The organism is Marinobacterium rhizophilum (assembly GCF_024397915.1).
Taxonomy (GTDB): domain Bacteria; phylum Pseudomonadota; class Gammaproteobacteria; order Pseudomonadales; family Balneatricaceae; genus Marinobacterium_A; species Marinobacterium_A rhizophilum_A.
Genome location: NZ_CP073347.1, coordinates 2,788,192 through 2,812,511, shown reverse-complemented (window position 1 = coordinate 2,812,511; position 24,320 = coordinate 2,788,192). Strand labels below are relative to the sequence as shown.

The 24,320-nt window shown below is 60.3% G+C and carries 22 protein-coding genes; 11 read left to right on the top strand and 11 right to left on the bottom strand.

Annotation, left to right across the window (positions count from 1 at the left end; genetic code table 11):
• Nucleotides 1-140: 140 nt before the first annotated feature.
• Entirely contained in the window at nucleotides 141-1,271 is a 1,131-nt protein-coding gene (locus KDW95_RS12620; RefSeq protein ID WP_255852162.1) for an FAD-dependent monooxygenase, read from the top strand.
• Nucleotides 1,272-1,388: 117 nt separating this feature from the next.
• Entirely contained in the window at nucleotides 1,389-2,006 is a 618-nt protein-coding gene (locus KDW95_RS12615) for a nucleotidyltransferase family protein (protein ID WP_255852161.1), read from the top strand.
• A gap of 126 nt (nucleotides 2,007-2,132) precedes the next feature.
• Here the strand turns inward: KDW95_RS12615 and KDW95_RS12610 are convergent, their stop codons facing one another.
• From KDW95_RS12610 to KDW95_RS12600, 3 genes are all read right to left on the bottom strand, one after another.
• Complete coding sequence (locus tag KDW95_RS12610; protein WP_255852160.1) at nucleotides 2,133-2,897, bottom strand: ABC transporter permease; 765 nt, start codon at nucleotides 2,895-2,897, stop codon at nucleotides 2,133-2,135.
• 18 nt (nucleotides 2,898-2,915) lie between these two features.
• Nucleotides 2,916-3,893, bottom strand: coding sequence for an ABC transporter substrate-binding protein (locus tag KDW95_RS12605; RefSeq protein ID WP_255852159.1), 978 nt, complete (start codon nucleotides 3,891-3,893; stop codon nucleotides 2,916-2,918).
• A gap of 66 nt (nucleotides 3,894-3,959) precedes the next feature.
• Complete coding sequence (locus KDW95_RS12600; protein WP_255852158.1) at nucleotides 3,960-4,751, bottom strand: ABC transporter ATP-binding protein; 792 nt, start codon at nucleotides 4,749-4,751, stop codon at nucleotides 3,960-3,962.
• Between the two features lie 574 nt (nucleotides 4,752-5,325).
• Here KDW95_RS12600 and KDW95_RS12595 point away from each other — a divergent pair.
• The 3 genes from KDW95_RS12595 (at nucleotide 5,326) to KDW95_RS12585 (ending at nucleotide 8,179) form a co-directional block, all read left to right on the top strand.
• On the top strand, nucleotides 5,326-6,363 hold the full coding sequence (locus tag KDW95_RS12595) for a porin (protein WP_255852157.1): 1,038 nt from the start codon (nucleotides 5,326-5,328) through the stop codon (nucleotides 6,361-6,363).
• Nucleotides 6,364-6,543: 180 nt separating this feature from the next.
• Nucleotides 6,544-7,035, top strand: coding sequence for a DUF302 domain-containing protein (locus tag KDW95_RS12590; protein ID WP_255852156.1), 492 nt, complete (start codon nucleotides 6,544-6,546; stop codon nucleotides 7,033-7,035).
• A 61-nt stretch (nucleotides 7,036-7,096) separates the two neighbouring features.
• Nucleotides 7,097-8,179, top strand: coding sequence for a YeeE/YedE family protein (locus KDW95_RS12585; protein WP_255852155.1), 1,083 nt, complete (start codon nucleotides 7,097-7,099; stop codon nucleotides 8,177-8,179).
• A 24-nt stretch (nucleotides 8,180-8,203) separates the two neighbouring features.
• Here KDW95_RS12585 and KDW95_RS12580 read toward each other — a convergent pair whose 3' ends face one another.
• Nucleotides 8,204-9,145: a LysR family transcriptional regulator gene (locus tag KDW95_RS12580; RefSeq protein ID WP_255852154.1), complete on the bottom strand. Its 942-nt coding sequence runs from the start codon at nucleotides 9,143-9,145 to the stop codon at nucleotides 8,204-8,206.
• 174 nt (nucleotides 9,146-9,319) lie between these two features.
• Between KDW95_RS12580 and KDW95_RS12575 the strand changes: the two genes are divergently transcribed.
• The 4 genes from KDW95_RS12575 (at nucleotide 9,320) to KDW95_RS12560 (ending at nucleotide 14,365) form a co-directional block, all read left to right on the top strand.
• Complete coding sequence (locus KDW95_RS12575) at nucleotides 9,320-10,663, top strand: aspartate aminotransferase family protein (protein ID WP_255852153.1); 1,344 nt, start codon at nucleotides 9,320-9,322, stop codon at nucleotides 10,661-10,663.
• Between the two features lie 38 nt (nucleotides 10,664-10,701).
• A complete protein-coding gene (locus tag KDW95_RS12570) occupies nucleotides 10,702-12,192 on the top strand; it encodes a CoA-acylating methylmalonate-semialdehyde dehydrogenase (protein ID WP_255852152.1) in 1,491 nt (496 codons plus the stop codon).
• A 937-nt stretch (nucleotides 12,193-13,129) separates the two neighbouring features.
• The gene (folE, locus tag KDW95_RS12565) at nucleotides 13,130-13,768 is read left to right on the top strand and encodes a GTP cyclohydrolase I FolE (protein WP_255852151.1); all 639 of its coding nucleotides are present in this window, start codon (nucleotides 13,130-13,132) and stop codon (nucleotides 13,766-13,768) included.
• A 90-nt stretch (nucleotides 13,769-13,858) separates the two neighbouring features.
• Nucleotides 13,859-14,365: a Crp/Fnr family transcriptional regulator gene (locus KDW95_RS12560; RefSeq protein WP_255852150.1), complete on the top strand. Its 507-nt coding sequence runs from the start codon at nucleotides 13,859-13,861 to the stop codon at nucleotides 14,363-14,365.
• A gap of 101 nt (nucleotides 14,366-14,466) precedes the next feature.
• Here KDW95_RS12560 and aroQ read toward each other — a convergent pair whose 3' ends face one another.
• The 4 genes from aroQ to KDW95_RS12540 form a co-directional block, all read right to left on the bottom strand.
• Entirely contained in the window at nucleotides 14,467-14,901 is a 435-nt protein-coding gene (gene aroQ / locus KDW95_RS12555) for a type II 3-dehydroquinate dehydratase (RefSeq protein ID WP_255852149.1), read from the bottom strand.
• Between the two features lie 17 nt (nucleotides 14,902-14,918).
• Nucleotides 14,919-16,187 carry a TRAP transporter large permease gene (locus KDW95_RS12550; RefSeq protein WP_255852148.1) on the bottom strand — a complete coding sequence of 423 codons (1,269 nt, stop codon included), beginning with the start codon at nucleotides 16,185-16,187 and terminating at the stop codon, nucleotides 14,919-14,921.
• 84 nt (nucleotides 16,188-16,271) lie between these two features.
• Nucleotides 16,272-16,733 (bottom strand): TRAP transporter small permease, encoded by a 462-nt coding sequence (locus KDW95_RS12545; protein WP_255852147.1) that lies wholly within the window; start codon nucleotides 16,731-16,733, stop codon nucleotides 16,272-16,274.
• Between the two features lie 78 nt (nucleotides 16,734-16,811).
• Nucleotides 16,812-17,831, bottom strand: coding sequence for a DctP family TRAP transporter solute-binding subunit (locus tag KDW95_RS12540; RefSeq protein WP_255852145.1), 1,020 nt, complete (start codon nucleotides 17,829-17,831; stop codon nucleotides 16,812-16,814).
• 560 nt (nucleotides 17,832-18,391) lie between these two features.
• Between KDW95_RS12540 and KDW95_RS12535 the strand changes: the two genes are divergently transcribed.
• Both KDW95_RS12535 and KDW95_RS12530 read left to right on the top strand, forming a co-directional pair.
• Nucleotides 18,392-19,243 (top strand): shikimate dehydrogenase family protein, encoded by an 852-nt coding sequence (locus tag KDW95_RS12535; RefSeq protein WP_255852144.1) that lies wholly within the window; start codon nucleotides 18,392-18,394, stop codon nucleotides 19,241-19,243.
• A 380-nt stretch (nucleotides 19,244-19,623) separates the two neighbouring features.
• Nucleotides 19,624-20,277: a GntR family transcriptional regulator gene (locus tag KDW95_RS12530; protein WP_255852143.1), complete on the top strand. Its 654-nt coding sequence runs from the start codon at nucleotides 19,624-19,626 to the stop codon at nucleotides 20,275-20,277.
• Between the two features lie 13 nt (nucleotides 20,278-20,290).
• Here the strand turns inward: KDW95_RS12530 and KDW95_RS12525 are convergent, their stop codons facing one another.
• The 3 genes from KDW95_RS12525 to pcaF form a co-directional block, all read right to left on the bottom strand.
• Nucleotides 20,291-21,226, bottom strand: a complete 936-nt coding sequence (locus tag KDW95_RS12525) for an AEC family transporter (protein ID WP_255852142.1) — start codon at nucleotides 21,224-21,226, stop codon at nucleotides 20,291-20,293.
• Between the two features lie 42 nt (nucleotides 21,227-21,268).
• Entirely contained in the window at nucleotides 21,269-22,603 is a 1,335-nt protein-coding gene (locus KDW95_RS12520) for a class-II fumarase/aspartase family protein (RefSeq protein ID WP_255852141.1), read from the bottom strand.
• A gap of 503 nt (nucleotides 22,604-23,106) precedes the next feature.
• Nucleotides 23,107-24,312 (bottom strand): 3-oxoadipyl-CoA thiolase, encoded by a 1,206-nt coding sequence (gene pcaF / locus KDW95_RS12515; RefSeq protein ID WP_255852140.1) that lies wholly within the window; start codon nucleotides 24,310-24,312, stop codon nucleotides 23,107-23,109.
• Nucleotides 24,313-24,320 lie beyond the last annotated feature (8 nt).

Below are 24,320 nucleotides of genomic sequence, written 5' to 3'. Positions count from 1 at the left end.
ACCTTATCGCTGATGAGTTTCTGAACAGTCACCATTGACGCCCCTGTCTTGCTGATGCATAGTCCGCCATGTTTGCATGTAAAATTTTTATTCAAATATAAACAAGTATCGCGGTATAACAAGATCAGAGAGGTTGCAGCATGGCGGGTTTGACTATCGGAATCAGTGGTGGCGGCGTGGGCGGTTTGGCGGCGGCGATTGCGCTGCGGGCCCAGGGCCACAAGGTCATCGTATTTGAGCAGGCTGCGGAGTTCGCTCGTATCGGCGCGGATATCAACCTGACACCCAACGCGGTACGTGCCCTGGACGGCCTGGGTGTGGGCGAAAAACTGCGGGAAACCGCGGCGCGGCCGAGTTACCGCATCAGCCGCCTGTGGGATAGCGGCGAAGAAACATCACGCCTGGAGATGGCCGACAGCGCGGTGCAGAAGTACGGCGCCCCCCAGCTGACCACGCACAGGGCCGACCTGCTGAGTGCGCTGCAGGCGGCGATTCCAGCCGATGCCATTCGTTTCGGCAAGAAAGTCCGTCAACTAGAGCAGTGCGACGGCGGTGTCAGGCTGCAGTTTGAAGACGGCACTGAGGATACCGTTGATGTGCTGGTGGGGGCCGATGGCATTCACTCGACGACCCGAACGGCACTGTTCGGGCAGGATGCACCGGAGTTCACCGGTATCGTTTCCTACCGTGCGGTGGTTCCGGCGCACAAGCTCGATGTTCCGAACCTGGACTGTTTCACCAAATGGTGGGGCCCCATTCCGGAAATGCAGATCGTGACCTTCCCACTGAACCGGGGGCGCGACACCTTTGTGTTTGCGACCACGCCACTGGACAACTGGCATCACGAATCCTGGACCATGTCCGGTGATGTCAATGAACTGCGCGAGATTTACAAGGACTTCCACCCCGAGGCGCGGGCACTGCTGCAGGGCTGCACTGAGGTCACCAAGTCGGCACTGTACGTGCGCGAACCCCTGCCGCTGTGGTCCGAGGGAGCAGTGACGTTGCTGGGGGATGCCGCGCATCCGATGGTGCCCTTTATGGCCCAGGGCGCCTGTATGGCGATCGAGGATGCGGTCGTGCTGGGGCGGGCCTTTGAAGGTGTCACTCGCACAGATGTAGGACAGGCACTGCAGTGTTACGAAAACGCCCGCAAGGAACGTACCGCCCGGGTGCAGCGGGGTTCCCGTGGCAATGAGTGGCTGAAGGCTGGCGGCAATGCCGACTGGGTCTACGGCTATGACGCCTGGAATGTGCCGTTGAACGGATGACTGTGTCGCCACCCCGCTTCGGCAGCAGAGCCTGAACCCAAATCAATTGGATGGCAGGCATGTGCGGCATTGTTATAGTGGCCGCTGATTGTCACGCATCGCTGGGAGAGAAAGCGCATGGAGGATGGTAACGGGGCGATCGCCCTGGTGATGGCGGCTGGCCGGGCACGGCGCTTTGGCGCCGACAAACGGTGTGAAATGCTGCTGCCGGATTGCACCCTGCTGCAGGCCACGGTGCAGTCCATGGCGGCGGCGTTCGATAGCGTGCGGGTGGTGATTCGAAGCGATGACGACCCTGCAGAGCTGGGGTTGGAGTCGGCAATGGCAGTCGTCCGTTCCCCCCGTGCCGATCAGGGCCTGGGTTTGAGCATCGCGGACGGATTCAGCACGCTGCATGGCTCGCAAGCAACGGCCGCGGCCGTGCTGCTGGGGGATATGCCCTGTATCGCGCCCGGGACCTTCACCATGTTGATCGAGCAGGCGGCAGCGGATCGCATCGTCCGCCCTGAGTATCAGGGTCATGCTGGGCATCCCGTGATATTCGGGCGCAACTTCTGGGGCGAGCTGTCACAGCTGCAGGATGAGGAGGGTGCACGCTCGGTGATCCAGCGTCACCCAGAGGCCTGCATGCGCATCAAGGTGGATGACCCCGGTGTGCTGATGGATGCCGACAGGCCCGAGGATCTCGAGGCGCTGCGGGCACGCTATCAAGGCATGCGGGGCTCCGTTAGTTGAGGTGGCGCTGGCGGTTGGGGGCGTTGCCCCCGATGCCGTGACCATCCGTGCGGCGTACGAAAAGGGGGCCGGTACTGAGTACCGGCCCCCTTTTTTGCGTTTCATGGCGAGCAGTGATCCGGTTGCTCAGCGGTGCTCCGCTTTGGGGATGTAGTGCAGGATGCGGTTTTCCGCCCAGACCACCGTGCTGTAAAGCAGAATGCCGATGACCGTCAGCAGGGCGATGGCGTTGAATACCATGGCGGCGTTGGCCTGGCCCTCGCCGTAGGAAATCAGGAAACCGAGCCCGGTATTGCCGCCGACCATCTCGCCTACCGTCACGCCGATGACCGCGAGCGTTGCACAGATGCGCAGGCCCGCCAGCAGGTTGGGCAGGGATGATGGCAGTTCGATCTTGAGGAAGATCTGCAGGCGGTTGAGGTTGTAGGCCCTGGCCAGGTTGATCATGTCGCGATCGATGGTTTTCATCGACTGCAGCACGTTTACCAGGATCGGGAAGAACACGATCAGGATGGTCACCAGCAGCTTGGGCCAGGCGGTGTAACCGAACCACATGATGAACAGTGGCGCAAAGGCGACCTTGGGGGCGATTTGCAGCGCCAGGATGTAGGGCGACACCACCTTTTCGAGCAAGGGGGATGAGCCGAGCGCAAAGCCCAGTACGGCGCCCAGGGTGCTGCCGATAATGAAGCCCAGCAGGGTCATCTGCAGGGTCGACAGCGTATGCTGCAGCAGCGCTTCGCTCTGGTACATCCGCAGCAGCTCAGCCAGGGTTTCGCTGAAGGTCGGGATGATATAGGCCGGAATGTCGAACAGGCCGGGAATGTATTCCCAGCCAGCGACCACCAGCAGGGCGACCATCAGGGTCGCACCGGTGTAGTTCCTGTTCATGGTGTCTGGACCTCTGCCTTAGTTCGACACGAACTGATTGGTGAAGGTGTCCGCAATGGGCACGGCGGTGCGTACGATATCGTTGTGCAGGTAAAAATCCTGCACGGTCTTGAGCCGCGCTTCGTCAAACTGCCCCAGTTGCAGCGGCGCCTGGGTGGGGTACACCAGCTGGGTATAGCGAGTCAGTATGTCGGTGATCTGGGCTTCCTTGCCCTGGTGGCTGGGCACCGCGGCGATATAGTCGCTGGCGGCCTGTGCCGGGCTGGCCTGGATTTCCCGCACGGCCTTGAGGGTGGCATTGACGAAGCCCTGCACGGCCTCGGGCCGCCGGGCGATGGTCGCGTCGGAGGCGAACATGGCCTGGGCGATGGCGGGGAAGATATCGTTGATGTTCCACACATCCACCTCGATGCCCGCCGCCTGCACCGCGGCCACCCACTCGGGTACCCCGGACATGGCCTGGATATCGCCGGAGATCATCAGTTTGATAATGCCGCCCGGCCCCAGTGCCTGCACCGAGGCATCATTCTTGGAGAGGCCGGCGCTGGCCAGTACCGCCAGCAGGTTGTAGTAGGTGGTGTCCTTGAACGACAGCACGCCGATGGCCCTGTCGCGAAGGTCCGCCGCCGTTTCAATGCCGGCATCACGGCGTACCGCGATCTGGGTCAGGGCCTGGCCACCGAGCAGTGCAACCCCTTTCACCTTCAGGCCATTGGCCCGGGTCACGATGGGAGTATCACCGATGCCACCGCCCATGTCGGCGTTGCCCACGGCAACCTGTTTGGCAACATCGGCGCCACCCTTGCCGATCTGAAAGCGCACATCCAGCCCTTCGTCGGCGTAATAGCCCTTGTGCTTGGCTATCTGAAAGGGGGCGAAGGCCGGCAGGGTATCGGGCGCCGGAAACAGGTAGGTCATTTTTTCGGCCGCATTAGCGGATTGCATGGCCAGTGTGGCGGCAATGACGATGGCGGCTGTTTTCAGTGTCTTGATCATGGGATTACCTTTTTATTGTTAAGGCCATGGAAGGCCTGTATGCAGAAAATGCAGGAGCCGTTTTTACTAAAGGGCACGGCTTTCGAGCTTCAGCAGATCAAACAGGTGGCTGATGTACTCGGCCGCCCTCGGCGCCTTGCGTCTTTCCAGCAGGTTGCCGCGATCGGGCAACTCGACAATCACCTCCTCGATGACGGTGGCCGGGCGTTCGCTCAGCACCAGGATGCGATCGGCCATGAACACCGCCTCCGACAGGTCGTGGGTGATCAGCAGGGTGGTAATGCCGGCGCTCTGGATGGTCTCGCCAAAGCTCTGTTGCAGCAGCAGTTTGGTCTGGGCGTCCAGCGCCGAGAAGGGTTCATCCAGCAAGACGATGGCGGGATTGATCGCCAGGGTTCGGGCCAGGGCGGCCCGCTGGCGCATGCCACCGGACAGCTGATAGGGGAAATGATTGGCAAAGCCCTCAAGCTGGCAGCGCTTGAGTTCCCGCAGGGCTGTCTCTCGCCGCTCGGCCTTGCCAAGGCCGCGGGCCTCGAGGCCAAACTCCACGTTGCCGACGATGGTGCGCCAGGGCAGCAGCAGGTCTTTTTGCAGCATGAAGCCGACATGGGAATTGGGGCTGGTAACCTGCTCTCCGCTGACATAGACCTCGCCGCTGCTGGGCTGATAGAGGCCCGCAGTCATGTTCAGTATGGTGCTTTTGCCGCAGCCCGAGGGGCCGACAATGGCGACAAACTCCCCGGGCCTGATATTGAAATTCACATCATTGATGGCGACCTGGGTGTCGGCCGAATTGGGCAGGTTGAAGCCCTTGGTGACGCCTCGAAATTCCAGTGCAGTTGTCAGGCTATTCATCATTTTGTACCACTTGACCCGTCGTTTAATTGTTAGTGTGCGGGGGCGCTCTATAGGGGCTGATGGCCCTGGCAGCCTTTAGGGCTTGGCCATCTACTGTTCCGTCAGTTCAGTCTGCGAGCCAGACCAGAGCCTCTTGCCGGATCTTGCTGCCTTTGCGGGTACCCGCAGCCGCAACCGCGGGGCATGCCAGTAGATCTCTGTATGTTCATATTTGAATCATTGGTTCACATAAGAATAGCCATCTTTGGCCTCAGGATGCAAGCCTTTGATCCGCAGGCGCAGGGCGGGGGTCGCTCAAGGCTTGACGAAGGTATCTTTCGATAATTATTAATATCTTTATAAACAGTTATTTATGTTTATTTGAGTGATGTTCTGCCTCCCGGGTCTTTGGCGTGGGATGGCGACAGGCAGTTGCGAATTTTCAGTTTCGTGTCGGTTTTAGCTCGGAAAAAACAGGAAGTGTTGTTTTATATGTGAAATATTTTTGACATTACTGTCATGGATCTCTAGTGTTTTCGCCTGCAAATAAATGTTTCACATTTAAATCAAAGAATAATAGGCAGAGGTTTTACGAATGAAAGTCTCCTCTCTGGGTCTTGCACTGCTCTGTGCAGCAACGTCCGCCACGGTAGCCGCCGAGCCGGCAACACCCACAATCTATGGCCAGCTCAGCGGCCGTGTGGCTCACTTCAGCGATACCAATTTTCTGGGTGACTCGGTGGACACCACGGCCTATCTGTCCAAGGCGATCCTGGGTGCGCGGGGGCTTTACCTGTTGTCCGATAGCGTGAAGCTGGCCTATCGGCTGGAAGCCGACTTTGCACCGCTGGCGGAAGCGGATGGCACCCAAAGCATCTATTACGGTGCGCTGAACCGGCTCAAGGGCGATGACGACGATATTTTCATTCGCTATGCCGGTGCCGCATTCATTACCGATTACGGTCTGTTTGCTTTTGGTGATGCCATGTCCGGCGTCTATGAGGAGTTCTATTCGGCGGTGGATCTGTTTGAGGTGAACACCCAGGACAGCACACCCAGCGCTGTGCCCAACGGTGCCCGCATGTGGACGCAGACCAAATGGAGCAAGGATGGATTGGTGTACAAGACACCGGTGTGGAACAATTTTTACGCCAAGTTTGTGCTGGCCAGTATCGACAACGGCAGCGCTACCGATGACGATCTGAAGATCGTTCATGGTGTCTACAAAACCGATAATTTTATGCTGGGTTTAAACCTGTCTGTCTACGACAAGGAACTGGTGGGTGTCAGTTCGGGTGAGTCGGACCGTGAGCGCTGGGTGCTGGCATCGCACTATAACTGGGACCAGTTCCGCCTGGCGGCCGTTTACGAGATGAACCGGGATCTGGGGGCCACGGGTGCGGATTTCGATGTTTTCGGCGTCACCGGCACCTATATACAGGACAAGCTGGCTTATTCACTGTCGTACCAGGAACGTGAGGAGGCGACCTCCGGTGCCTTGATGGAAGACCGCGCGGTGCTGGCTCAGGTCAGGTACACCCATGATCAGCATCTGGACTTCTGGGCAGAGGTCGGCGCCTATGATGAATCGGACAATGACAATCTGGCGGTCGGTTTGAATATTCGATTCTAGGCTTGGAACGATTTTCCCTTTGATGTCCTTGCCCAGGCAGTTTGCCTGGGCTTTTTCAGTTCTGGCTCAGCTTTGTCTCCTACAGTGTGAGCGCACCAGCCGTGCTTTTTCATGGCTTTGGTCGATGATTGTACGGAGCTATGTACGGTCGATGCCCCTTAAGACAATGGAGACAGTCTGATGACCCGGAAGTTTTTTTCCCTGATTAACCTGCAACGCAGCCTGCGCTTGGCCGCAGCCACCGTTATATTCAGCCTGCCATCACTGCAGGCCCAGGCCGCCGACGAGGTGCGCCGTATCGACAGCACACAGAGCTTTGCGCAGCTGGCTGAGCGGCTGCAAGCCGCTGTTGCGGCGAACAAGATGGTGGTGGTGACCCAAGCCAGCGCCAGCAAGGGCGCGGCGTCGCGCGGCGTCAGCATTCCTGGCAATCTGGTGGTGGGCGTCTATCGCAATGATTACGCCGTGCGCATGCTGGATGCCAGCGTTGCGTCCGGTATCGAGGCGCCACTGCGTTTCTACCTGGTTGAAAACGCCGATGGCAGCACAAGCCTGAGCTGGGCGACCCCGAGCAGTACTTTTGCTCCGTATGCCAGTGCTGAACTGGATGAAATGGCGCGGGAGCTGGATGATGTCTTTGCTGCCATCGCCCGCGATGCCACCGCAAAATAGACAGCAAGCCCGCGCATTACCGACCCCGCTTCGCCGCCTGTGCTGGGGCAGCGGTTGGCTGGTGCTGGTCTGCCTGCTGGGTTTCAGTACCCTGAATGGAAGTGGGTTACGACACTTTGCCCTGTTTGGCGCTAGCCTGCTGATGGGGGCCGTGCTGGTGCTGACCGAGATAGGTTTCACTACCTGCCTGCGCCGCCTGGTTCTGAGCTTCGATACCCGGGCGCTGCGTGCGCCCCTTGTGCTGATCGGTGCCACGACGCTGCTATTCGCACCTTTGCTCTACATGGGCGAAGTCTTCGGTCAGGCGCTAGGGCCTGCGGCTGCGCCGGTTGGGGTGCAGGTCGTGGTGGGGGCCTTGCTGTTTGGTGTGGGCATGCAGCTGGGTGGTGGCTGCGGTTCCGGAACCCTTTATAGCCTGGGCGGCGGCAACGGTCGCATGTTGCTGGTGATCGTCGCTTTCTGTGCCGGATCCTTTGGCGCGAGCCTGCAAATGGGCTGGTGGCAGAGCTTGCCGAGCATGGATACCGTGCTGTTGGGGCAGGTATTGGGCTGGTGGCCGGCGGCACTGCTGCAGCTGGTGCTGCTGGCCACGCTCTGGTGGCTGGCGGGTCTGCGCCCGGCCGTGGCCCAGGATTCCCGTGCGGTCTGGCCGCTATGGTTCGGGGCTCTTGCGCTGGCGTTACTGAACATGGCGACCCTGGCGCTGGCCGGGCACCCCTGGAGCATTACCTGGGCCTATGCGCTTTTGGGCGCAAAGGTAGCGACGCTGCTGGGCTGGAGTCCAGCCGGCGCACCCTTCTGGCAGGCGCCGTTTCAGTCCGCCGCCCTGGCGAATGACCTGTTGCAGGACGTCACTTCCCTGATGGATATCGGCCTGGTGCTCGGTGCCTGTGGGGCGGCACTGGCGGCAGGGCGCTGGGCGTTGCGCTGGGATCTGCGCCCCGGTGCGGTGATCGCCGCCATCCTCGGTGGCCTGCTGATGGGGTACGGCGCGCGTATCGCTTTTGGCTGCACCATCGGCGCTTTGGTGTCCGGCATCGCCTCCACCAGCCTGCATGGCTGGCTCTGGTTTGTGGCGGTGCTGCCGGGCGTGTGGCTGGGGGCACGGCTGCGGCCGTTCTTTTTCGGTCGGGCGGCTCAGTAACCGAGGTCTCGTTATGGTCGGGGTTCAGGCCTGGCGGGCCTCTTGCTGTATCAGCTGATCCAGTTCTTCGAGGTAGCTTTCCAGTACCAGGTTGGAGGGTGCGCCCTTGCGGGTAATGGCGCTGTACTGGGTGATATAGCGGTATTGCGTCGGGTTTAGTGCCCGCATCAGGCCTTCGCGTATCCAGCGCTCGGCGTAGTGGGTTGGCAGGAAGCCGATGTATTGCCCGGTGAGTATCAGAAAGGCGATGCCTTCGCGGTCCGTGGCGGACGCCGCAGCCTTGAGCGGTTCATGCAGGCTCTTTACCTGTGGCGTTTGCGCATAGGCGGGAAGCACGGCATCGCAGGCCGCGAGCTGTTCAGTCGAGACTGCGTCGGCAGCGGCGGCCTCGAACAGCTTGTGCTGGTGGCTGCAGTAGAGCAGGGATTCCTCTTCGTAGAGCAGGCGGTAATGCAGCCCCGGCAGTGTTTTCAGCGCCGGGATGACGCCGGTGTGCAGGCGCCCGTCGAGTACGCCGAGCTCGATCTCGGTGGGCGGAATCATGCGGATATTGATGCGGATGTCGCCGCGTTGTTTCAGGGCATTGAGCGCATTGGTGATATGCATCTGCGGCATGGTGACCAGGTTGTCGGTAATGCCGATGTTCAGCTCCCCCTTGAGTTGGGCGTGCAGGCCGTTGACCCGGGTACGAAAACCTTCAATCGCCGCCAGCAGCTGCAGCGTGGCCTCGTAGACTTCGCTGCCCTCGGTCGAGAGGGAAAAGCCGCTGCGCCCGCGCTGGCACAGCCGCAGCGCCAGGCGGCTTTCAAGGTCGTTCATGGCGATGCTGATGGCGGCCCGGCTGATATTCAGCTCCACCTCGGCGGCGGAAAAACCGCCGCATTCCACCACCTTGCGGTAGATCCGCAAGAGGCGCAGATCGGTATCGCTCAGCTGGCCGGGCAGTACGGGCTTGCGGGCTTTCATGGTGCCAATCCTCGATATCCGGTGCAGCAGACAGGATAAATCAACGACGGCTATTAGGTAAGTAATTACTTGTCTAAAGATTAATATGTTTGCGTTTAATTTACAGTAGCCCTTGGGCACACTCGATTCATGCCAAGTCACCAACCTCGCCAATCGAATAACAAGGGGTATGTCATGTCTGAATCGCAGCATCAAAATACCGCGGGCCTGAGCGCCGAACAGCTGGATGCCTTCTGGATGCCGTACACGGCCAACCGGCAGTTCAAGGCTGACCCGCGGATTATCGTCGGCGCCGAGGGGGCCTACTACAAGACCGCCGATGGCCGTCGCATCTTTGATGGCCTGTCGGGTCTCTGGACCTGTGGTGCAGGCCACAACAGGCCCGAGATTGCCGAGGCGGTATCCAGGCAGCTGCGTGAACTCGATTACGCCCCGGCCTTTCAATATGGCCATCCCAAGGCATTTGAGCTGGCACACCGTATTCGCGAGCTGACACCTGCGGGGCTGGATCATGTCTTCTTTACCGGCTCAGGTTCCGAGAGCGCCGATACCTCGCTGAAGATCGCCAGGGCTTACTGGCGCAAGAAGGGCAAGCCCAGCAAGACCAAGCTGATTGGCCGTGCCAAGGGTTATCACGGGGTCAACTTTGGCGGTTTCAGTCTTGGCGGCATCGGTGCCAACCGGGCCCTGTACGGCCAGGGTGTGGATGCCGATCACCTGCCCCATACCCTGCTCAAGGAGAACCTGTTCAGCCGTGGCATGCCGGAAAAAGGCGCCGAGCGCGCCGATGAGCTGCTTGAGCTGATCGCGCTGCACGATGCCTCCAATATCGCCGCCGTTATCGTCGAGCCCATGGCCGGTTCCGCCGGCGTGCTGCCGCCGCCGGTGGGTTACCTGAAACGGCTGCGGGAAATCTGCGATCAGCACGACATCCTGCTGATCTTCGATGAAGTCATTACCGGCTTCGGCCGCATGGGCTCCATGACCGGCGCCGAGGAATTTGGTGTGGTGCCGGACATGATGAACGTCGCCAAGCAGCTGACCAACGGTGCCGTGCCCATGGGCGCGGTGATCGCCAAGACCGAGATCTACCAGACCTTCATGGAGCAGGGCGGGCCCGAGTACATGATGGAGCTGCCCCACGGCTACACCTACTCCGGCCATCCGGTGGCCTGTGCCGCGGCACTGGCATCGCTGGACGTGCTGCAGAACGATAATCTGATCGACCGGGTGAAGGAAATGAGCCCGATCTTCGAGAACGCGCTGCACAGCCTCAAGGGTACGCGTTACATCAGTGACATTCGCAACTACGGCCTGGCCGGTGCGCTGCAGATTGAAGCCCACCCGGGTGAACCCGCGAAGCGGCCCTGGGAGATCGCCATGAAGTGCTGGGAAAAGGGTTTCTATGTGCGCTACGGCGGTGACACCCTTCAGCTAGGCATGCCCTTTATCGTCGAACGCGATGAAATCGACCGTGTAATTAACGCCCTGGGCGATGCTATCGCCGAGCTCGACTGACCGACTGCGACCCCATCAAACATTCAAGAGGCAAGCCCATGAAAACGATTGGACATCTGATCAACGGTACCGCAAAGGCCGATGCAGGCCGCAGCCAGGATGTGTATAACCCGTCTACCGGCGCGGTGGAAAAGCAGGTTCTGCTGGCCAGCAAGGCCACGGTGGAAGAAGCCATCGCCGCGGCCCAGGCGGCTTTCCCGGCCTGGCGCAACACCCCGGCACAAAAGCGTGCCCGCATCATGTTCCGCTTCAAGGAGCTGCTGGAAGCCAACGCCGACGAAATCTGCCGCCTGATTGGCGAAGAGCACGGCAAGATTTCCCACGACGCCATGGGTGAGTTGTCCCGCGGTATCGAGAACGTCGAATATGCCTGCGGCGCGCCCGAGCTGCTCAAGGGCGAGCACAGCAGGAACGTGGGTCCGGCGATTGATTCCTGGAGCGAGTTCCAGCCACTGGGTGTGGTGGCCGGCATCACGCCGTTCAACTTCCCGGCGATGGTGCCGCTGTGGATGTACCCCATGGCCATTGCCTGCGGTAACACCTTCGTGCTCAAGCCCTCCGAGCGTGACCCGTCGTCGACGCTGTTTATCGCCGAGCTGCTGATGGAAGCGGGCCTGCCGGCCGGTGTGCTGAATGTCGTCAATGGTGACAAGGAGGCGGTGGATACCCTGTTGCAGGATCCTCGCGTACAGGCGGTGAGCTTTGTCGGCTCCACCCCCATCGCCGAATACATCTATACCCAGGCCAGCGCTAACGGTAAGCGCTGCCAGGCGCTGGGCGGGGCCAAGAACCATGCCATCGTCATGCCCGATGCCGACATGGATAATGCCGTCAGTGCGCTTACCGGGGCGGCATTTGGCTCGTCCGGCGAACGCTGCATGGCGCTGTCGGTGGCCGTTGCCGTGGGTGATGAAGCCGCCGATGCGCTGGTCAGCAAGATGAAGGCGCAGATGCAGAGTCTCAAGGTCGGTGCCTTCAGTGACAGCAGCAACGATTTCGGTCCGGTGATCACGCGGCAGCACCAGGAAAAGGTCGTCGGATTTATCAACAGTGCGCAGGAGCAGGGTGCCGAGATCGTCGTCGATGGTCGCTCGCCCAGCGTGAGCGGCTACGAAAACGGCTTCTTCGTGGGCGGCACCCTGATCGACCGGGTGACTCCGGAGATGACCTGCTACCAGGAAGAAATCTTTGGCCCGGTGCTGCTGGTGGTGCGCGTCGATACCATGCAGCAGGCGATGGACCTGATCGATGACCATGAATATGGCAACGGCACCTGCATCTTTACCCGTGACGGCGAAGCGGCCCGCTACTTCAGCGACAACATCCTGGTAGGCATGGTCGGCATCAACGTGCCGTTGCCGGTGCCTGTGGCGTACCACAGCTTCGGTGGCTGGAAACGCTCCCTGTTCGGTGACCTGCATGCTTATGGTCCCGATGCGGTGCGTTTCTACACCAGGCGCAAGACGATCACACAACGCTGGCCGTCCGCTGGTGTGAGAGAAGGCGCGCAGTTCGCCTTCCCGTCCTGATGTGACATGGATGGCGCTGCCGCCGGTGGCGCTTTCCAACTGGCAGCTTCGGTGGCTGGAAACGCTCCCTGTTTGGGGACCTGCATGGCTCTGTCATGGCCAGGTGCGGTCCCGATGCGGTGCGTTTCTACACCAGGCGCAAGACGACCCTCTTTACGCCACACGCTGGCCGTCCGCCGGTGTGCGAGAAGGCGCGCAGTTCGCGTTTCCGTCTTGATGTGAAACTGGAAGCGCCCGCTGTTTGGCGATCTGAGTATGAAGCTTGGGTCCCGATGCGGTGCGTTTCTACACCAGGCGCAAGACGATCCTCTTTACGCCACACGCTGGCCGAGCGCCGGTGTGCGCGAAGGTGCGCAGTTCGCCTTCCCGTCCTGATGTGACATGGATGGCGCTGCCGCCGGTGGCGCTTTCCAACTGACAGCTTCGGTGGCTGGAAACGCTCCCTGTTCGGTGACCTGCATGCTTATGGTCCCGATGCGGTGCGTTTCTACACCAGGCGCAAGACGATCCTCTTTACGCCATGCGCCACACGCTGGCCGTTGCCGAGGGCGGTGTAGCGTCCAGTTTTCGTCCGGGTATCGGCCCATGGTGTAGCACGATGATTCCCGCAATTTAGCGTGACAGTTCGAGGCTGGCACTGCGGCTGCAGGTACCGTGACCCACCCGGTGTGGCCTGGCTGTCAAACATTTGATACAACGGACAGTAACCGGATCAGAGCAATCTGATCCGGTTTTCTCATATAGAGTATTCAGTTGGCCTGCTGATTGTTAATATCCCGTTACTAATTTACGAATGCTTGACAGAATCTTTTTGCGGTTCTGAAACGGAATCAGAACGGGCGCCTTGTGAAACCTGCTCTGTCTAATAAAAGTTGCAAAAAGTACGGCAAGCCGAATGCAGGCGCTGCCGTATTCTTGTCGAACCCAGGGTGGAAAAATGATATCCAACGAAGCGAAGCTTGTTCGTGAAGTGCTGATCGCACGGGGCCTGGAAACCCCGCTGCTGGAAAATGGCATGAGCAGCGAGCAGAAGTACGAGCGCATCAAAAACCTGATGACCGAAGTGGTTGGCACGCTGGGGCTGGATCTCAGTGATGACAGCCTGGCGGAAACGCCGCACCGCATTGCCAAAATGTATGTGAACGAAATTTTCGCCGGTCTTGATTACGAGCGCTTTCCAAAGATGGCGCTGATCGAGAACAAGATGCAGGTGGAGGAAATGGTCAAGGTGCGCGATATCAGCGTGGTCAGCACCTGTGAGCATCATTTCGTCACCATCGACGGTGTCGCCAAGGTGGCCTATATTCCGGATCAGACCATTATCGGTCTGTCCAAGATCAACCGTATCGTGCGCTTTTTCGCCCAGCGCCCCCAGGTGCAGGAACGCCTGACCCAGCAGATACTGGTGGCGCTGCAGACGTTGCTGAGGACTGAGAATGTCGCCGTCAGCATCAGTGCGGTACATTACTGCGTCAAGTCCCGCGGCGTGATGGATGCGAACTCCCAGACCGAAACCACGGCACTGGGCGGCACCTTTAAAAGCAATGCCCGCACCCGAGCAGAATTCCTCGGCTGACCAGGGCATCCGGGCGACGGGCCGGGGGGAAACTCCCAGGCTGTCGCGTTGCCTATAGGGGGAACACTCTTCCTGTTCGGGACAGGTACCATGAAGACGATTGCCGGTGTTGAGCTGTTACAGGCCTGGGGCGCCGATTACTTCCGCGCCCTGTCGACGTTCGGCGCCCTGCAGGACAGCACTATTCTCAGCCTGCTCGAAACCGGACAGGTGATGGAGCTTTCCCAGGGTGAAGTGCTGTACCGCCCGGGCGACAAGGCCGACGGCTTCTACGTTATTCTCCAGGGCACCATCGCCCTCTACATGCATCATCACGACCGGGATGCGCTGACGCGACTATACCGCCAGGGCGAGCAACTCGGCTTTGTCGACATGATCGGCCTGCACGATCACTGGTCAACCAGCGTGGCGCAGCAGGCCACAATCCTGGTGCATATTTCTTCGGATCAGTTTTTTGAACTGCACCTGCAGGCGCCGGATGATTTTGGCTTGCTGATGATCAACCTGTCGCGGGAAATGGCCCGCACGGTGATCACGCTGGCCGAGGTAATTGTCGATCAGAGTGTATTGATTGCCAGCGGGCGCCAGGGCCGCTAGAGCCCAGGCCCGGCATTGGACGCAGCGCGGCTGGCCCGCAGGTGACAGGGCGGCATGCCTGCGAGCAGGGTGCCGCCCCGGGTTGTTCCGACACCTGGTGCTTAGCTCCCCTTTGCAAAGTACTCCAGCGCCAGCAGGTACCCCAGGGTACCCAGGCCTGCAATCACGCCTTCGGCCCTGGCAGAGACAAAGGAATGATGGCGGAAGCTTTCGCGCTGGTGGATATTGGAAATATGTACCTCGATCACCGGCTGCTCGAAGGTGTTCAGCGCATCCAGGATCGCCACCGAGGTATGGCTGTAGGCCGCCGGATTAATAATGATTCCCCGGGCTCGGCTGCGGGCTTCGTGGATCTTGTCGATGATTTCCCCCTCGCTGTTGCTCTGAAAGAACTCGATTTCAAGGCCCAGCTCCAGCGCCCGCCCGAGCAGTCGCCTGTGCACGTCTGCCAGGGTTTCAGCGCCGTAGATCTCTGGCTGGCGGCTGCCCAGCAGGTTCAGGTTGGGGCCGTTCAATACGTATATGCATTTGCTCATACCGTTCTCCGTGATCATCAGTAGCCAAACAGCCGGGGGATAAAGGTCACGGTCTGCGGAATAAAGGTGATAACGATCAGTACCAGCAGTTCAACCAGGAACATCGGCATGATGCGGCGCGAAATCGCTCCCATTCCCACATTGGCGATGGAATTGGACACGAACAGGCAGATCCCCATCGGCGGTGTCACCAGGCCGATCATCAGGTTGAAAATCACCACGATGCCAAAGTGTGTCGGATCAATCCCCAGGCTCATGGCGATGGGGTGCAGGATCGGCAGCAGAATCAGCATGGCGGCAATGCCTTCGAGAAACAGGCCGACAACCAGCAGAATCAGGTTGACCGCGATCAGGAAAACCCAGGGGCTCGAGATCTCGTCCAGCACAAAGCTGCTGATGCTCTGGGGCACGCGGGAGAACGTCAGCATCCAGTTGGCGGCCGCCACCACGGCAATAATGATCAGAATGATCGACGAGTCACGCATGGCACGGGTAAATATTTTTGGCAACTGGTTCAGCTGCAGGCTTTTCAGCACGAACATGCCTGCGATCAGGGCGTAGCCCGCCGCCAATGCGGCAGCTTCGGTGGGGGTCACAATACCGGTGATAATGGAGCCGACGATAAAGACCGGCATGAACAGCGGAATCAGTGCCTCGACAAAGGCCTTGAGGCGCTCCCTGGCCGACAGCTTTTCGCGCAGCGGGGCATAGTGGGCGGCGAAGAAACGCACATAGATCGACAGGCCGATGGCCAGCAGCACGCCGGGGGCCACGCCTGCCAGGAACAGCGCCGGTACCGACACGCCGGTGGTGATCAGGGCGTAGATGATGACCGGAATACTGGGCGGGATCATGGGGCCGATCACGGAGGATGCGGCGGTCAGGGCGGCGGCGAAATCCCGCGGATAGCCTTCCTTTTCCATGGTGGGGATAAAGATGCGGCCCAGTGCCGAGGTATCCGCCACGGCGGAGCCGGACAGGCCTGCAAAAATAACCGAAGCCCAGATGTTTACCTGCGCCAGGCCGGCCTTCATGTGGCCGACCAGGGCATTGGCGAAGTTGATGATGCGCCCGGTAATGCCGCTCTCGTTCATCAGCTCGCCGGCCAGCACGAACAGCGGAATGGCCAGGATGGCGAAAGAGTCGAGGCCGGAAAAGATGCGCTGGCTCACCAGGCCAAAGGAAAAGGGTGTCTGGGATACATGCCCAAACACGGCCAGCAGGATGGCAAAGGCAATGGGGCTGCCGATGGCCAGCAGTACAAACAGTATCAGAAATCCAACCATAGTCTTGTTCGCTCTATTGGGCGTCGCTCGGCGGTGGCAGATCGAGGCCTTGGCTCTTGTTCAGTGGTGCGGGGTACCCGGCAGTCAGGCCGCGGCGCTGCTGCGGTGCTCGGACAGCTTGATCAGCGCCGCCAGTATCAGGCCGATACCGCCGGCGATCATGGCGCACTGGAACAGGTACATCGGCAAACCGGTACCCGGGGCCAGGATGGCGCCGCGCTTGAGCACAAACAGGTAGCCCGACCAGGCCAGTACGCCACCTGCCACCAGGGTGACCAGGTCGACGGCGATGGCCAGCAGCTTTCGCACCGGTGCCGGTACGTTGTCTTCCACAAAACTGAACTTGATATGGATTCCTTCGAGGTAGCACAGGATGCTGCCAAACATGGCGCCGTAGATCATGGCGAACTTGGCGACTTCCTCGCTCCACAGAATGGGGGCATTGAAGGTATAGCGGCTCATGCTGCTGACCAGCACCACCGCAAAGACGATAAAGAGTGATGTGCCCGTCAGCCAGGACAGGACTTTCTTGTAGAGAAGCTTCATAAGCTGCGATCCCGGAAAACAGGTAGATGTGTGCACGCCGGAGATACAGGATCTCCGGCGTTCACCGATCAGAAAATATTAGTTGGAAGTCGCTGTCTTGACCGCATCCTGGGCCTTGGTGATCCAGCTTGGATCGATTTCGCCTTTCAGCCATTCGATGACGGCGGGCTGTGCCGCGGCCTGGAATTTGCCCATCTGCTCGGCGTTGGGCACGGTGATTTTCATGCCGTTTTCGGCCAGTTTCGCCAGGCCTTCAGCGGAATTGACCTGCTGAATGGCGCGGCCTACCAGGCCCGCGACCTTGGCGGCGCGCTTGATGATGGCCTGATCCTGCGGGCTCAGACTCTGCAGCAGTTCGTCGTTCATCAGCAGGAAGTCGGTGCCGTAGACGTGACCATCCAGGCTGATGTACTTCTGCATTTCGTAGAACTTGTTGCCGTAGATCACGCTGACCGGGTTTTCCTGGCCATCGACCACACCGGTGGCCAGGGCCGAGGGGACTTCAGGCCAGGCGATGGGCGTCGGTTCGCCACCCAGGGACTTGACCATCTCCACGTATAGCGGCGTGGTCATGACGCGAATTTTCAGGCCTTCCAGATCCTTGGGTTCGGCGATTGGCCGCTTGGAGTTGGTGAAGTTGCGAAAGCCGGTTTCGCCGTAGGCCAGGGTGCGCAGGCCGGTTTTCTGCAGGCAGTGCTCACCAAGTGCCTTGCCGAATTCACCGTCCAGCACTTCCCAGGCCGTCGGGGCGGAAGGGAACAGGTAGGGGATTTCCAGCACCGAGGCTTCGGCACAGAGCTTGGAGTAGGCACCGGATACCATGGCCATGCTCAGGGTGCCTTCCTGGGCGGATTGCAGCAGGTCGGTTTCGCCGCCCAGCTGGCCAGCCGGGTAAACGTTCACGGCAATACGCCCCCCGGATTCGGCTTCAACCAGGTCCTTGAATACCTTGGAGGCGGCGCCTTTCTTGGACGTCGTCCATTCCTGGGGGTCGACGTGCCCGAGTGTCAGTTCAATATCGGCAGCCTGGGCCTGCAGGGCAAGGATGGCGGCGGCAGTCGCTAATCCCAGTGTTATTTTTTTTGTTGAAAGTTTCATGCTTCTCTCTCCAAAGACAGGATCCCTGTATGAATCCGTGATCACTTGTTGTTGTGGCGATCTGGCTCAGCAGGCTGTGGCCTGTGATTGAAATGCAGGCTAGCAATAGTATTGATCATCGTCAAGTTCGTAGGTTTAAGTTAAAAATACCCTATATTTTTGGTTGTCAGTTTGTGCTCTTGTCTCTGCCGTTCTGTGAGGGGTTGCAAGTCGTTGATTTCACGTGGTTCGGTGTTTTTCAGGCAGGATGGGTCCCCGTTTCTGTGGTTGGATCCAAAGTTCGATATAAATAATAATATTTTTTATTTTTTATATTCCTTTATTGATATATGAACTGCGCAGGTCGCGCCCTGGCCAGGCGCTGTGCGGGTTTCAGCTCCAATATAAAAATCTCCTATATTTTTATAAATATCATAGATATTGACGATTATTGGTTGTGATGGCTATTATCTGCTCATCGTCAGCGCAGGTATCGGCTACAGCGGTCCGAAGCCGCTAGCCGGTCTCCCTGCGACCTTTGGAATGATTCGGCGGATGCATCGCCGCTGTGGAGCATAAGAATGTTGAAGCTTGGTCTCATCGGGCAATCGATTGCCCAGTCCCGCTCGCCCGCCCTGCACGGGATGCTGGGCGAAATGCACGATCTTGCGGTGAGCTATGAATTGCATGAGCCGGCGGATGCCAGTGAAGCGGCCTTCGCTGCAACTCTGAAGCGCCTGCGTGAGCAAGGCTACCGCGGCGTTAATGTTACGTTTCCCTACAAGCAGCTGGCGCTTGGCCATGCGGCCGAGGTCTATCAGGGCGCCCGGCTAGTGGGCTCCACCAACACGCTGAACCTCGGCGGCACAGTGGCCGCGCACAATACCGATTACAGCGGCTTTATCCGCGGCTATCGCGGCCGAGTCGGAGAGCACGCGGCCGGGCGGGTGCTGCTGATCGGTGCCGGTGGCGTCGGCCGTGCCGTGGCCTTCGGGCTGTTTGAGGTTGGCGCCACCGAGGTGATGATTGCGGATCTCAATGCCAACAGTGCTGCATCCCTGGCCGGCGCCCTCAATACCGCCGGCTTCAAGGCGTCCAGCGTTGCCCCCGAAGACCTGGAGGCCATCGCCGCCAGTGCCGATGGTCTGGTGAATTGCACCCCGGTGGGGCACTACAAGACGCCGGGTCTGCCGATAGCCGCCGAGTTGATCGGTTCGCAGCGCTGGGCCTTCGATGCGGTCTATACACCCATTGATACCGAGTTTCTGGTGGCGGCGCACCGCCAGGGTCTGTCCATTGTCTCGGGCTTCGACCTGTTCATTTACCAGGGCATCGATGCCTTCGAAATTTTTACCGGCGTGCGGGCCGACGCCGCCAAGGTACTGCAAGGCTTCAAGCAGCGTTTTGACCTCAAGAGTGATCTGATCGGCTAAGTGTATTTCCTGTCTGCAGGATAACGGGGAGAAGCCCGTTTGCCCGCGCGGCCAGTCGTGTCGCGCAGGTCCGTCCTGTACGGTCGCTGATATGTGCTTCTGCAATATCGGGATTCCCGCCTTCCCTGGCGGCCCCTGCAAGTTGCTCCCTGCACTTGCAGGATTTCCACCATCCCTGGCGGTTCCCTGCAAGTTGCTCCCGGCACGTGCAGGATTTCCACCTTCCCTGGTGGTCCCCTGCAAGTTGCTCCCGGCACGTGCAGGATTTCCACCATCCCTGGCGGTATTGCTCGCTGGGGAGAAAGCCACCTACATTTGGAGTAATATTGAGCGAAACTCTAATTGTCAGATACCTTGCGAGCACAAGAATGAATACTGCGGTGGACCGTAAACTGGTTGGACAGACGGCATACGAGAGTCTGCGCAACGACATCGTCGCCGGGAGCCTGGGCCCGGGTCAGAAGCTCAAGCTCAGTGAGCTGCGGACGCGCTACGGGGTCAGTGTGAACACCCTGCGCGAAACCCTGATGCGGCTGGTATCCGATGGCTTTGTCGCCTTCGAGGACCAGAAGGGCTTTCGGGTGAACCCGGTGTCCATGTCCGACCTGGAGGAGCTGATCGAGCTGCGCGTGCAGCTGGAAACGCTGGGGTTGCGAAAATCCATGGCCAACAGCCAGAATCGAATGGACTGGAAATCCTCCCTGATCAGCGCCCATTACCGCCTGGGCTGCATGGAAAAGCTGATGATGGAAGACGAGTCCGCCCATGCACGAGACTGGGAAAAGGCGGACCGCGATTTCCACATGACCATCGTTGCCAACAGTGGCTCGAAGCAGCTGATCCGTTATCACGCCTCCATACTTGAACTCTTCATGCGGTACCAGGTGCTGGCCCTCAAAAAGCGGCCGTTTCGGGGCGAAGCGGTGGCGGACGAGCATCAGCAACTGGTAACGCTGATGCTGGATGACCAGCTGGATGCCGCCACTGCACTGCTGACCGAGCACATCAACAAGGGCAGCGAGTTGCCGCTCTGAGTACGCTTGCCGTTTACAGCAGTAGCTTGAGCGCCAGCGTGATGGTGACGAAGGATGCCACGGTGGTGACCAGCAGAGTGCTGGCGCAGATATTCCGGTAGCCGTAATTGCCGCCGATGATCGGGTAGATGCTCATCATCGGCATGGCGGCCATCAGCACCGCGGCCAGCTGCAGACGCGGATCGAAATCCGGCAAAAGCCAGATCAGCAGCACCATCATCAAGGGGTGCAGCGCCAACTTGCCCACCACCACCAGGCCGATTTCCGACACATTGCCGCGCAGCGAGCTGTTCACCAGGGAGCCGCCCACCACGAACAGGGCGATCGGTGCGGCGACGCCGGCCAGCATGCCAAGACTCTGATCAACAACCGCCGGCAGTTGCAGTTCCAGGGCCGAGGCTATAAGGCCGGCGACAATGGCGATGATCAGCGGATTTTTCATCACCCGTATAATTACCGATTTCCAGGCACTGGCCAGGGTGGTGCCATTCTGGCGCCCCACTCCGTACTCGATCAGTACCAGGGCCAGCGGCAGAATCAGCATGTTCTCGACCATCAGGCCCATGGCGAAGGCATTGGTGGGCGGGTCATCGAAGACCTGTATCAGCACCGGATAGCCGATAAAGGCACTGTTTGACATCGCCATGCCGATGCCCTTTACCCCGCCTGCGGCAATGGAGTCGCGAAACAGCAGCATGCTCAGGCCAATACCCGCCGCCAGTGCCAGCGCCGACCCCAGGCCGTAGACCAGCAAATAGGTGGAGTCGATCACTTCGCCGAATTCCATTCGGGTGAGGGTGCTGAAGATCAGCGCTGGCATGGCGATATACATGACCAGCCGGCCAAGCCCGGGGATGGCATCGCCGGGCATCAGGCGTGTGCGTACCGCGATAAAGCCCAGCGCGATCAGCAGAAAGATCGGCGCGGTGGTGGACAGTACAGCCAGCATGGGTGCCTCCGTGGCAACGGCTCAATCGGTTTAAGGGGGCTGTCAGGGCTGTTGCGCGCGGGCCTGCTGCAGCACGGCGTCGAGCCAGGCAGTGGTGGCGCCATCGCTCAGCAGGCGCTGCTGCATCTGGGTGACGTCCAGCTGCACACCGCTGTGCCGGGCCACAAGGTCAAACAGGTGCGCATCGCCTGACATAGCCTCGCTGCAGGCCTGTTTCAGCAGGCTGGCCGCCTGGTCGCGGGGCATGCTGCGGGCCAGTTCGAAGGTGGCGGCTTCCGCGTAGATCACGCCGTTAAAGGCGCCGAGATTGTGCAGCATGCGGGTGGGGTTGATCTCGATATGTGCCATGGCGTCGAGGCCGTGTTTCAGGGCGACGGCGGTGCTCATCAGTTGCTGCGGCAACAGCAGCCACTCCTGTGCCCAGCTGCTGCCACTGCGCTCGTGCTCATGCAGCATGGCCTGGTGCATCTGGCCGACAAGACCGGCGTTGTGCCGTGCCATGGCCAGCATGATCTCGGCATTCACCGGGTTGCATTTCTGCGGCATGGTGGACGAGGCGCCACCATTACTGAAGCGAATTTCGCCGACCTCGGTCTGGGCCATGAGCAGCCAGTCCTGGGACATTTTTCCGAGGGCACCGGTGCAGAGACCGAGCCAGCCGGAAAGCTCCACCAGGCTGTCGCGCTGGGTATGCCAGTTGTTGCCGCAGCCCAGACCGAGCCTGCGCGCCAGTATCTGGCCGCACAGATCGGCCTTGTCGCCCATGGCGGCCAGGGTGCCGACGGCACCGCCGAGCTGGGTTTTCAGCAGCCGGGGTTTGAGTTCCTCAAGACGTTCCAGCTGGCGCAACAGTGGCGAGAGCCACTGTGCCACCTTGAAGCCAAAACTCATCGGCACGGCCTGCTGGGTGCGGGTGCGCCCGGCCACCAGAGTGCCACGCTGGGCGTCGGCCAGGTCCGCCAGGGCGGTGATCATGGCCTTGAGGCGGCTTTCAAACAGCGTTATCAGCTCGGCGCAGTTCAGCACCAGCGCGGTATCGACGATATCCTGGCTGGTGGCACCGAAGTGCACCCAGCGCGCCTGTTCGGCGGGCAGGGCCGCTTTCAGTGCCTTGACCAGCGCCGGGATCGGCACGCCGGCAGAGGCTGTGCCCGCCGCCAGGCTGTCAGGATCAGGTACCAGTGAGGCCGCCGCTGCGGCGATGGCACTGGCGGCTTCAGCCGGAATCAGGCCGGCTTCGGCCTGGGCCTCGGCCAGTTCTCCCTCGACTCTGAGCATGGCCCTGATCTGGGCCTGGTCATTGAGCCAGCGGCCGGCCTCGGTGTCGGACAGCAGGGTCTGGTAGAGGCCGGAGTCGAAGGGGGATACCTGGATCATGCTGCGTCTCGCCGCTGTAAAAGGGATTGGGGGTTAGCCTGAGTGTAACGAAAACCGGGTGGGCGCGGATCTCCTGTTCGCACACCGGCGACCTCCTGCCGCCGGTTACCCGGTTGTTCGCACACCGACGACGCTTCCTGTCGTCAGTTACCCGGTTGTTCGTACACCGACGACGCTTCCTGTCGTCAGTTACCCGGTTGTTCGCACACCGACGACGCGTCCAGTCGTCAGTTACCCGGTTGTTCGCACACCGACGATCACTTCCAGTCGTCAGTTACCCGGTTGTTCGCACACCGACGATCACTTCCAGTCGTCAGTTACCCGGTTGTTCGCACACCGACGATCACTTCCAGTCGTCAGTTACCCGGTTGTTCGTACACCGACGACGCTTCCTGTCGTCAGTTACCCGGTTGTTCGTACACCGACGACGCGTCCAGTCGTCAGTTACCCGGTTGTTCGCACACCGACGATCACTTCCAGTCGTCAGTTGCCCGGCTGGACGGTCAGATGGCTTCCAGCGCGATGGCGATGCCCTGGCCGACACCGATACACATGGTGGCCAGCGCAAAGCGCTTGCCCCGGCGCTTGAGTTCCAGCGCCGCCGTGCCGGTGATACGTGCACCCGAGGCGCCCAGCGGGTGGCCCAGGGCAATGGCGCCGCCGTTGGGATTGACGTTCTCGGCGTCGTCCGCCAGGCCCAGGTCTCGCAGGGTGGCCAGGGCCTGGGAGGCAAAGGCCTCGTTCAGCTCGATGACGTCGAACTGGTCGATGCTCATGCCGAGCTTCTGGCACAGCTTCTGGCTCGCCGGCGCCGGCCCAAAGCCCATGATACGCGGCTCCACGCCGGCCGTCGCGCCGCCGAGGATCTTGACAATGGGTGTCAGGCCATATTTTTTCACCGCATCCTCGGAAGCAATGATCAGCGCCGCGGCACCGTCATTGACGCCGGAGGCGTTGCCGGCGGTAACGCTGCCATTGGCCCGGAAGGGGGTACCGAGCCTGGCCAGAATCTCGGCGGTGGTATCGGCGCGGGGGTGCTCGTCCTGGCTGAACAGGATCGGGTCCTTTTTGCGCTGCGGGATGCTCACCGGCACGATTTCTTGCGCAAAGATTCCGGCTGCCTGGGCCCTGGCGGCGCGCTGCTGGGAGCGCAGGGCAAAGGCGTCCTGGTCGGCACGGCTGATATTGAACTGCTCGGCAACGTTTTCACCGGTTTCCGGCATCGAGTCGACGCCGTAGGCGGCTTTCATTTTCGGGTTGATGAAACGCCAGCCGATGGTGGTGTCGTGCACCTCGTTGCTGCGCGAGAAGGCACTGCTGGCCTTGGGCATCACGAAGGGGGCGCGGGTCATGCTTTCGGTGCCGCCGGCAATCATCAGGTCCGCCTCGCCGGCCTTGATGGCGCGGGCCGCCATCAGGATCGCATCCATGCCCGAACCACAGAGGCGGTTGATGGTGGTGCCGGTTACTGAGGTCGGGTAGCCGGCCAGCAGCGACGACATGCGCGCGACGTTGCGGTTGTCCTCGCCTGCCTGGTTGGCACAGCCAAAAATGACATCGTCGATGGCCTGGGGGTCCAGCTGCGGGTTACGTGCAAGCAGGGCCTTGAGCGGCACGGCACCGAGATCATCCGGGCGCACGCTGGCCAGAGCACCGCCGAAACGGCCGATGGGGGTGCGGACATAGTCGCAGATATAGGCAACGGTCATTTCAGTTT

Excerpts from the sequence above, each read along its gene's own strand:
- KDW95_RS12620 (WP_255852162.1), top strand. The coding sequence starts at position 141 with ATGGCGGGTTTGACTATCGGAATCAGTGGTGGCGGCGTGGGCGGTTTG.
- aroQ (WP_255852149.1), bottom strand. The coding sequence starts at position 14,901 with ATGAGCAAATGCATATACGTATTGAACGGCCCCAACCTGAACCTGCTG.
- KDW95_RS12540 (WP_255852145.1), bottom strand. The coding sequence starts at position 17,831 with ATGAAACTTTCAACAAAAAAAATAACACTGGGATTAGCGACTGCCGCC.
- KDW95_RS12590 (WP_255852156.1), top strand. The coding sequence starts at position 6,544 with ATGACCCGGAAGTTTTTTTCCCTGATTAACCTGCAACGCAGCCTGCGC.
- KDW95_RS12525 (WP_255852142.1), bottom strand. The coding sequence starts at position 21,226 with ATGCTGGCTGTACTGTCCACCACCGCGCCGATCTTTCTGCTGATCGCG.
- KDW95_RS12605 (WP_255852159.1), bottom strand. The coding sequence starts at position 3,893 with ATGATCAAGACACTGAAAACAGCCGCCATCGTCATTGCCGCCACACTG.
- KDW95_RS12535 (WP_255852144.1), top strand. The coding sequence starts at position 18,392 with ATGTTGAAGCTTGGTCTCATCGGGCAATCGATTGCCCAGTCCCGCTCG.
- KDW95_RS12550 (WP_255852148.1), bottom strand. The coding sequence starts at position 16,187 with ATGGTTGGATTTCTGATACTGTTTGTACTGCTGGCCATCGGCAGCCCC.
- KDW95_RS12610 (WP_255852160.1), bottom strand. The coding sequence starts at position 2,897 with ATGAACAGGAACTACACCGGTGCGACCCTGATGGTCGCCCTGCTGGTG.
- pcaF (WP_255852140.1), bottom strand. The coding sequence starts at position 24,312 with ATGACCGTTGCCTATATCTGCGACTATGTCCGCACCCCCATCGGCCGT.
- KDW95_RS12575 (WP_255852153.1), top strand. The coding sequence starts at position 9,320 with ATGTCTGAATCGCAGCATCAAAATACCGCGGGCCTGAGCGCCGAACAG.
- KDW95_RS12600 (WP_255852158.1), bottom strand. The coding sequence starts at position 4,751 with ATGATGAATAGCCTGACAACTGCACTGGAATTTCGAGGCGTCACCAAG.
- KDW95_RS12520 (WP_255852141.1), bottom strand. The coding sequence starts at position 22,603 with ATGATCCAGGTATCCCCCTTCGACTCCGGCCTCTACCAGACCCTGCTG.
- KDW95_RS12560 (WP_255852150.1), top strand. The coding sequence starts at position 13,859 with ATGAAGACGATTGCCGGTGTTGAGCTGTTACAGGCCTGGGGCGCCGAT.
- KDW95_RS12595 (WP_255852157.1), top strand. The coding sequence starts at position 5,326 with ATGAAAGTCTCCTCTCTGGGTCTTGCACTGCTCTGTGCAGCAACGTCC.
- folE (WP_255852151.1), top strand. The coding sequence starts at position 13,130 with ATGATATCCAACGAAGCGAAGCTTGTTCGTGAAGTGCTGATCGCACGG.
- KDW95_RS12615 (WP_255852161.1), top strand. The coding sequence starts at position 1,389 with ATGGAGGATGGTAACGGGGCGATCGCCCTGGTGATGGCGGCTGGCCGG.
- KDW95_RS12545 (WP_255852147.1), bottom strand. The coding sequence starts at position 16,733 with ATGAAGCTTCTCTACAAGAAAGTCCTGTCCTGGCTGACGGGCACATCA.
- KDW95_RS12580 (WP_255852154.1), bottom strand. The coding sequence starts at position 9,145 with ATGAAAGCCCGCAAGCCCGTACTGCCCGGCCAGCTGAGCGATACCGAT.
- KDW95_RS12570 (WP_255852152.1), top strand. The coding sequence starts at position 10,702 with ATGAAAACGATTGGACATCTGATCAACGGTACCGCAAAGGCCGATGCA.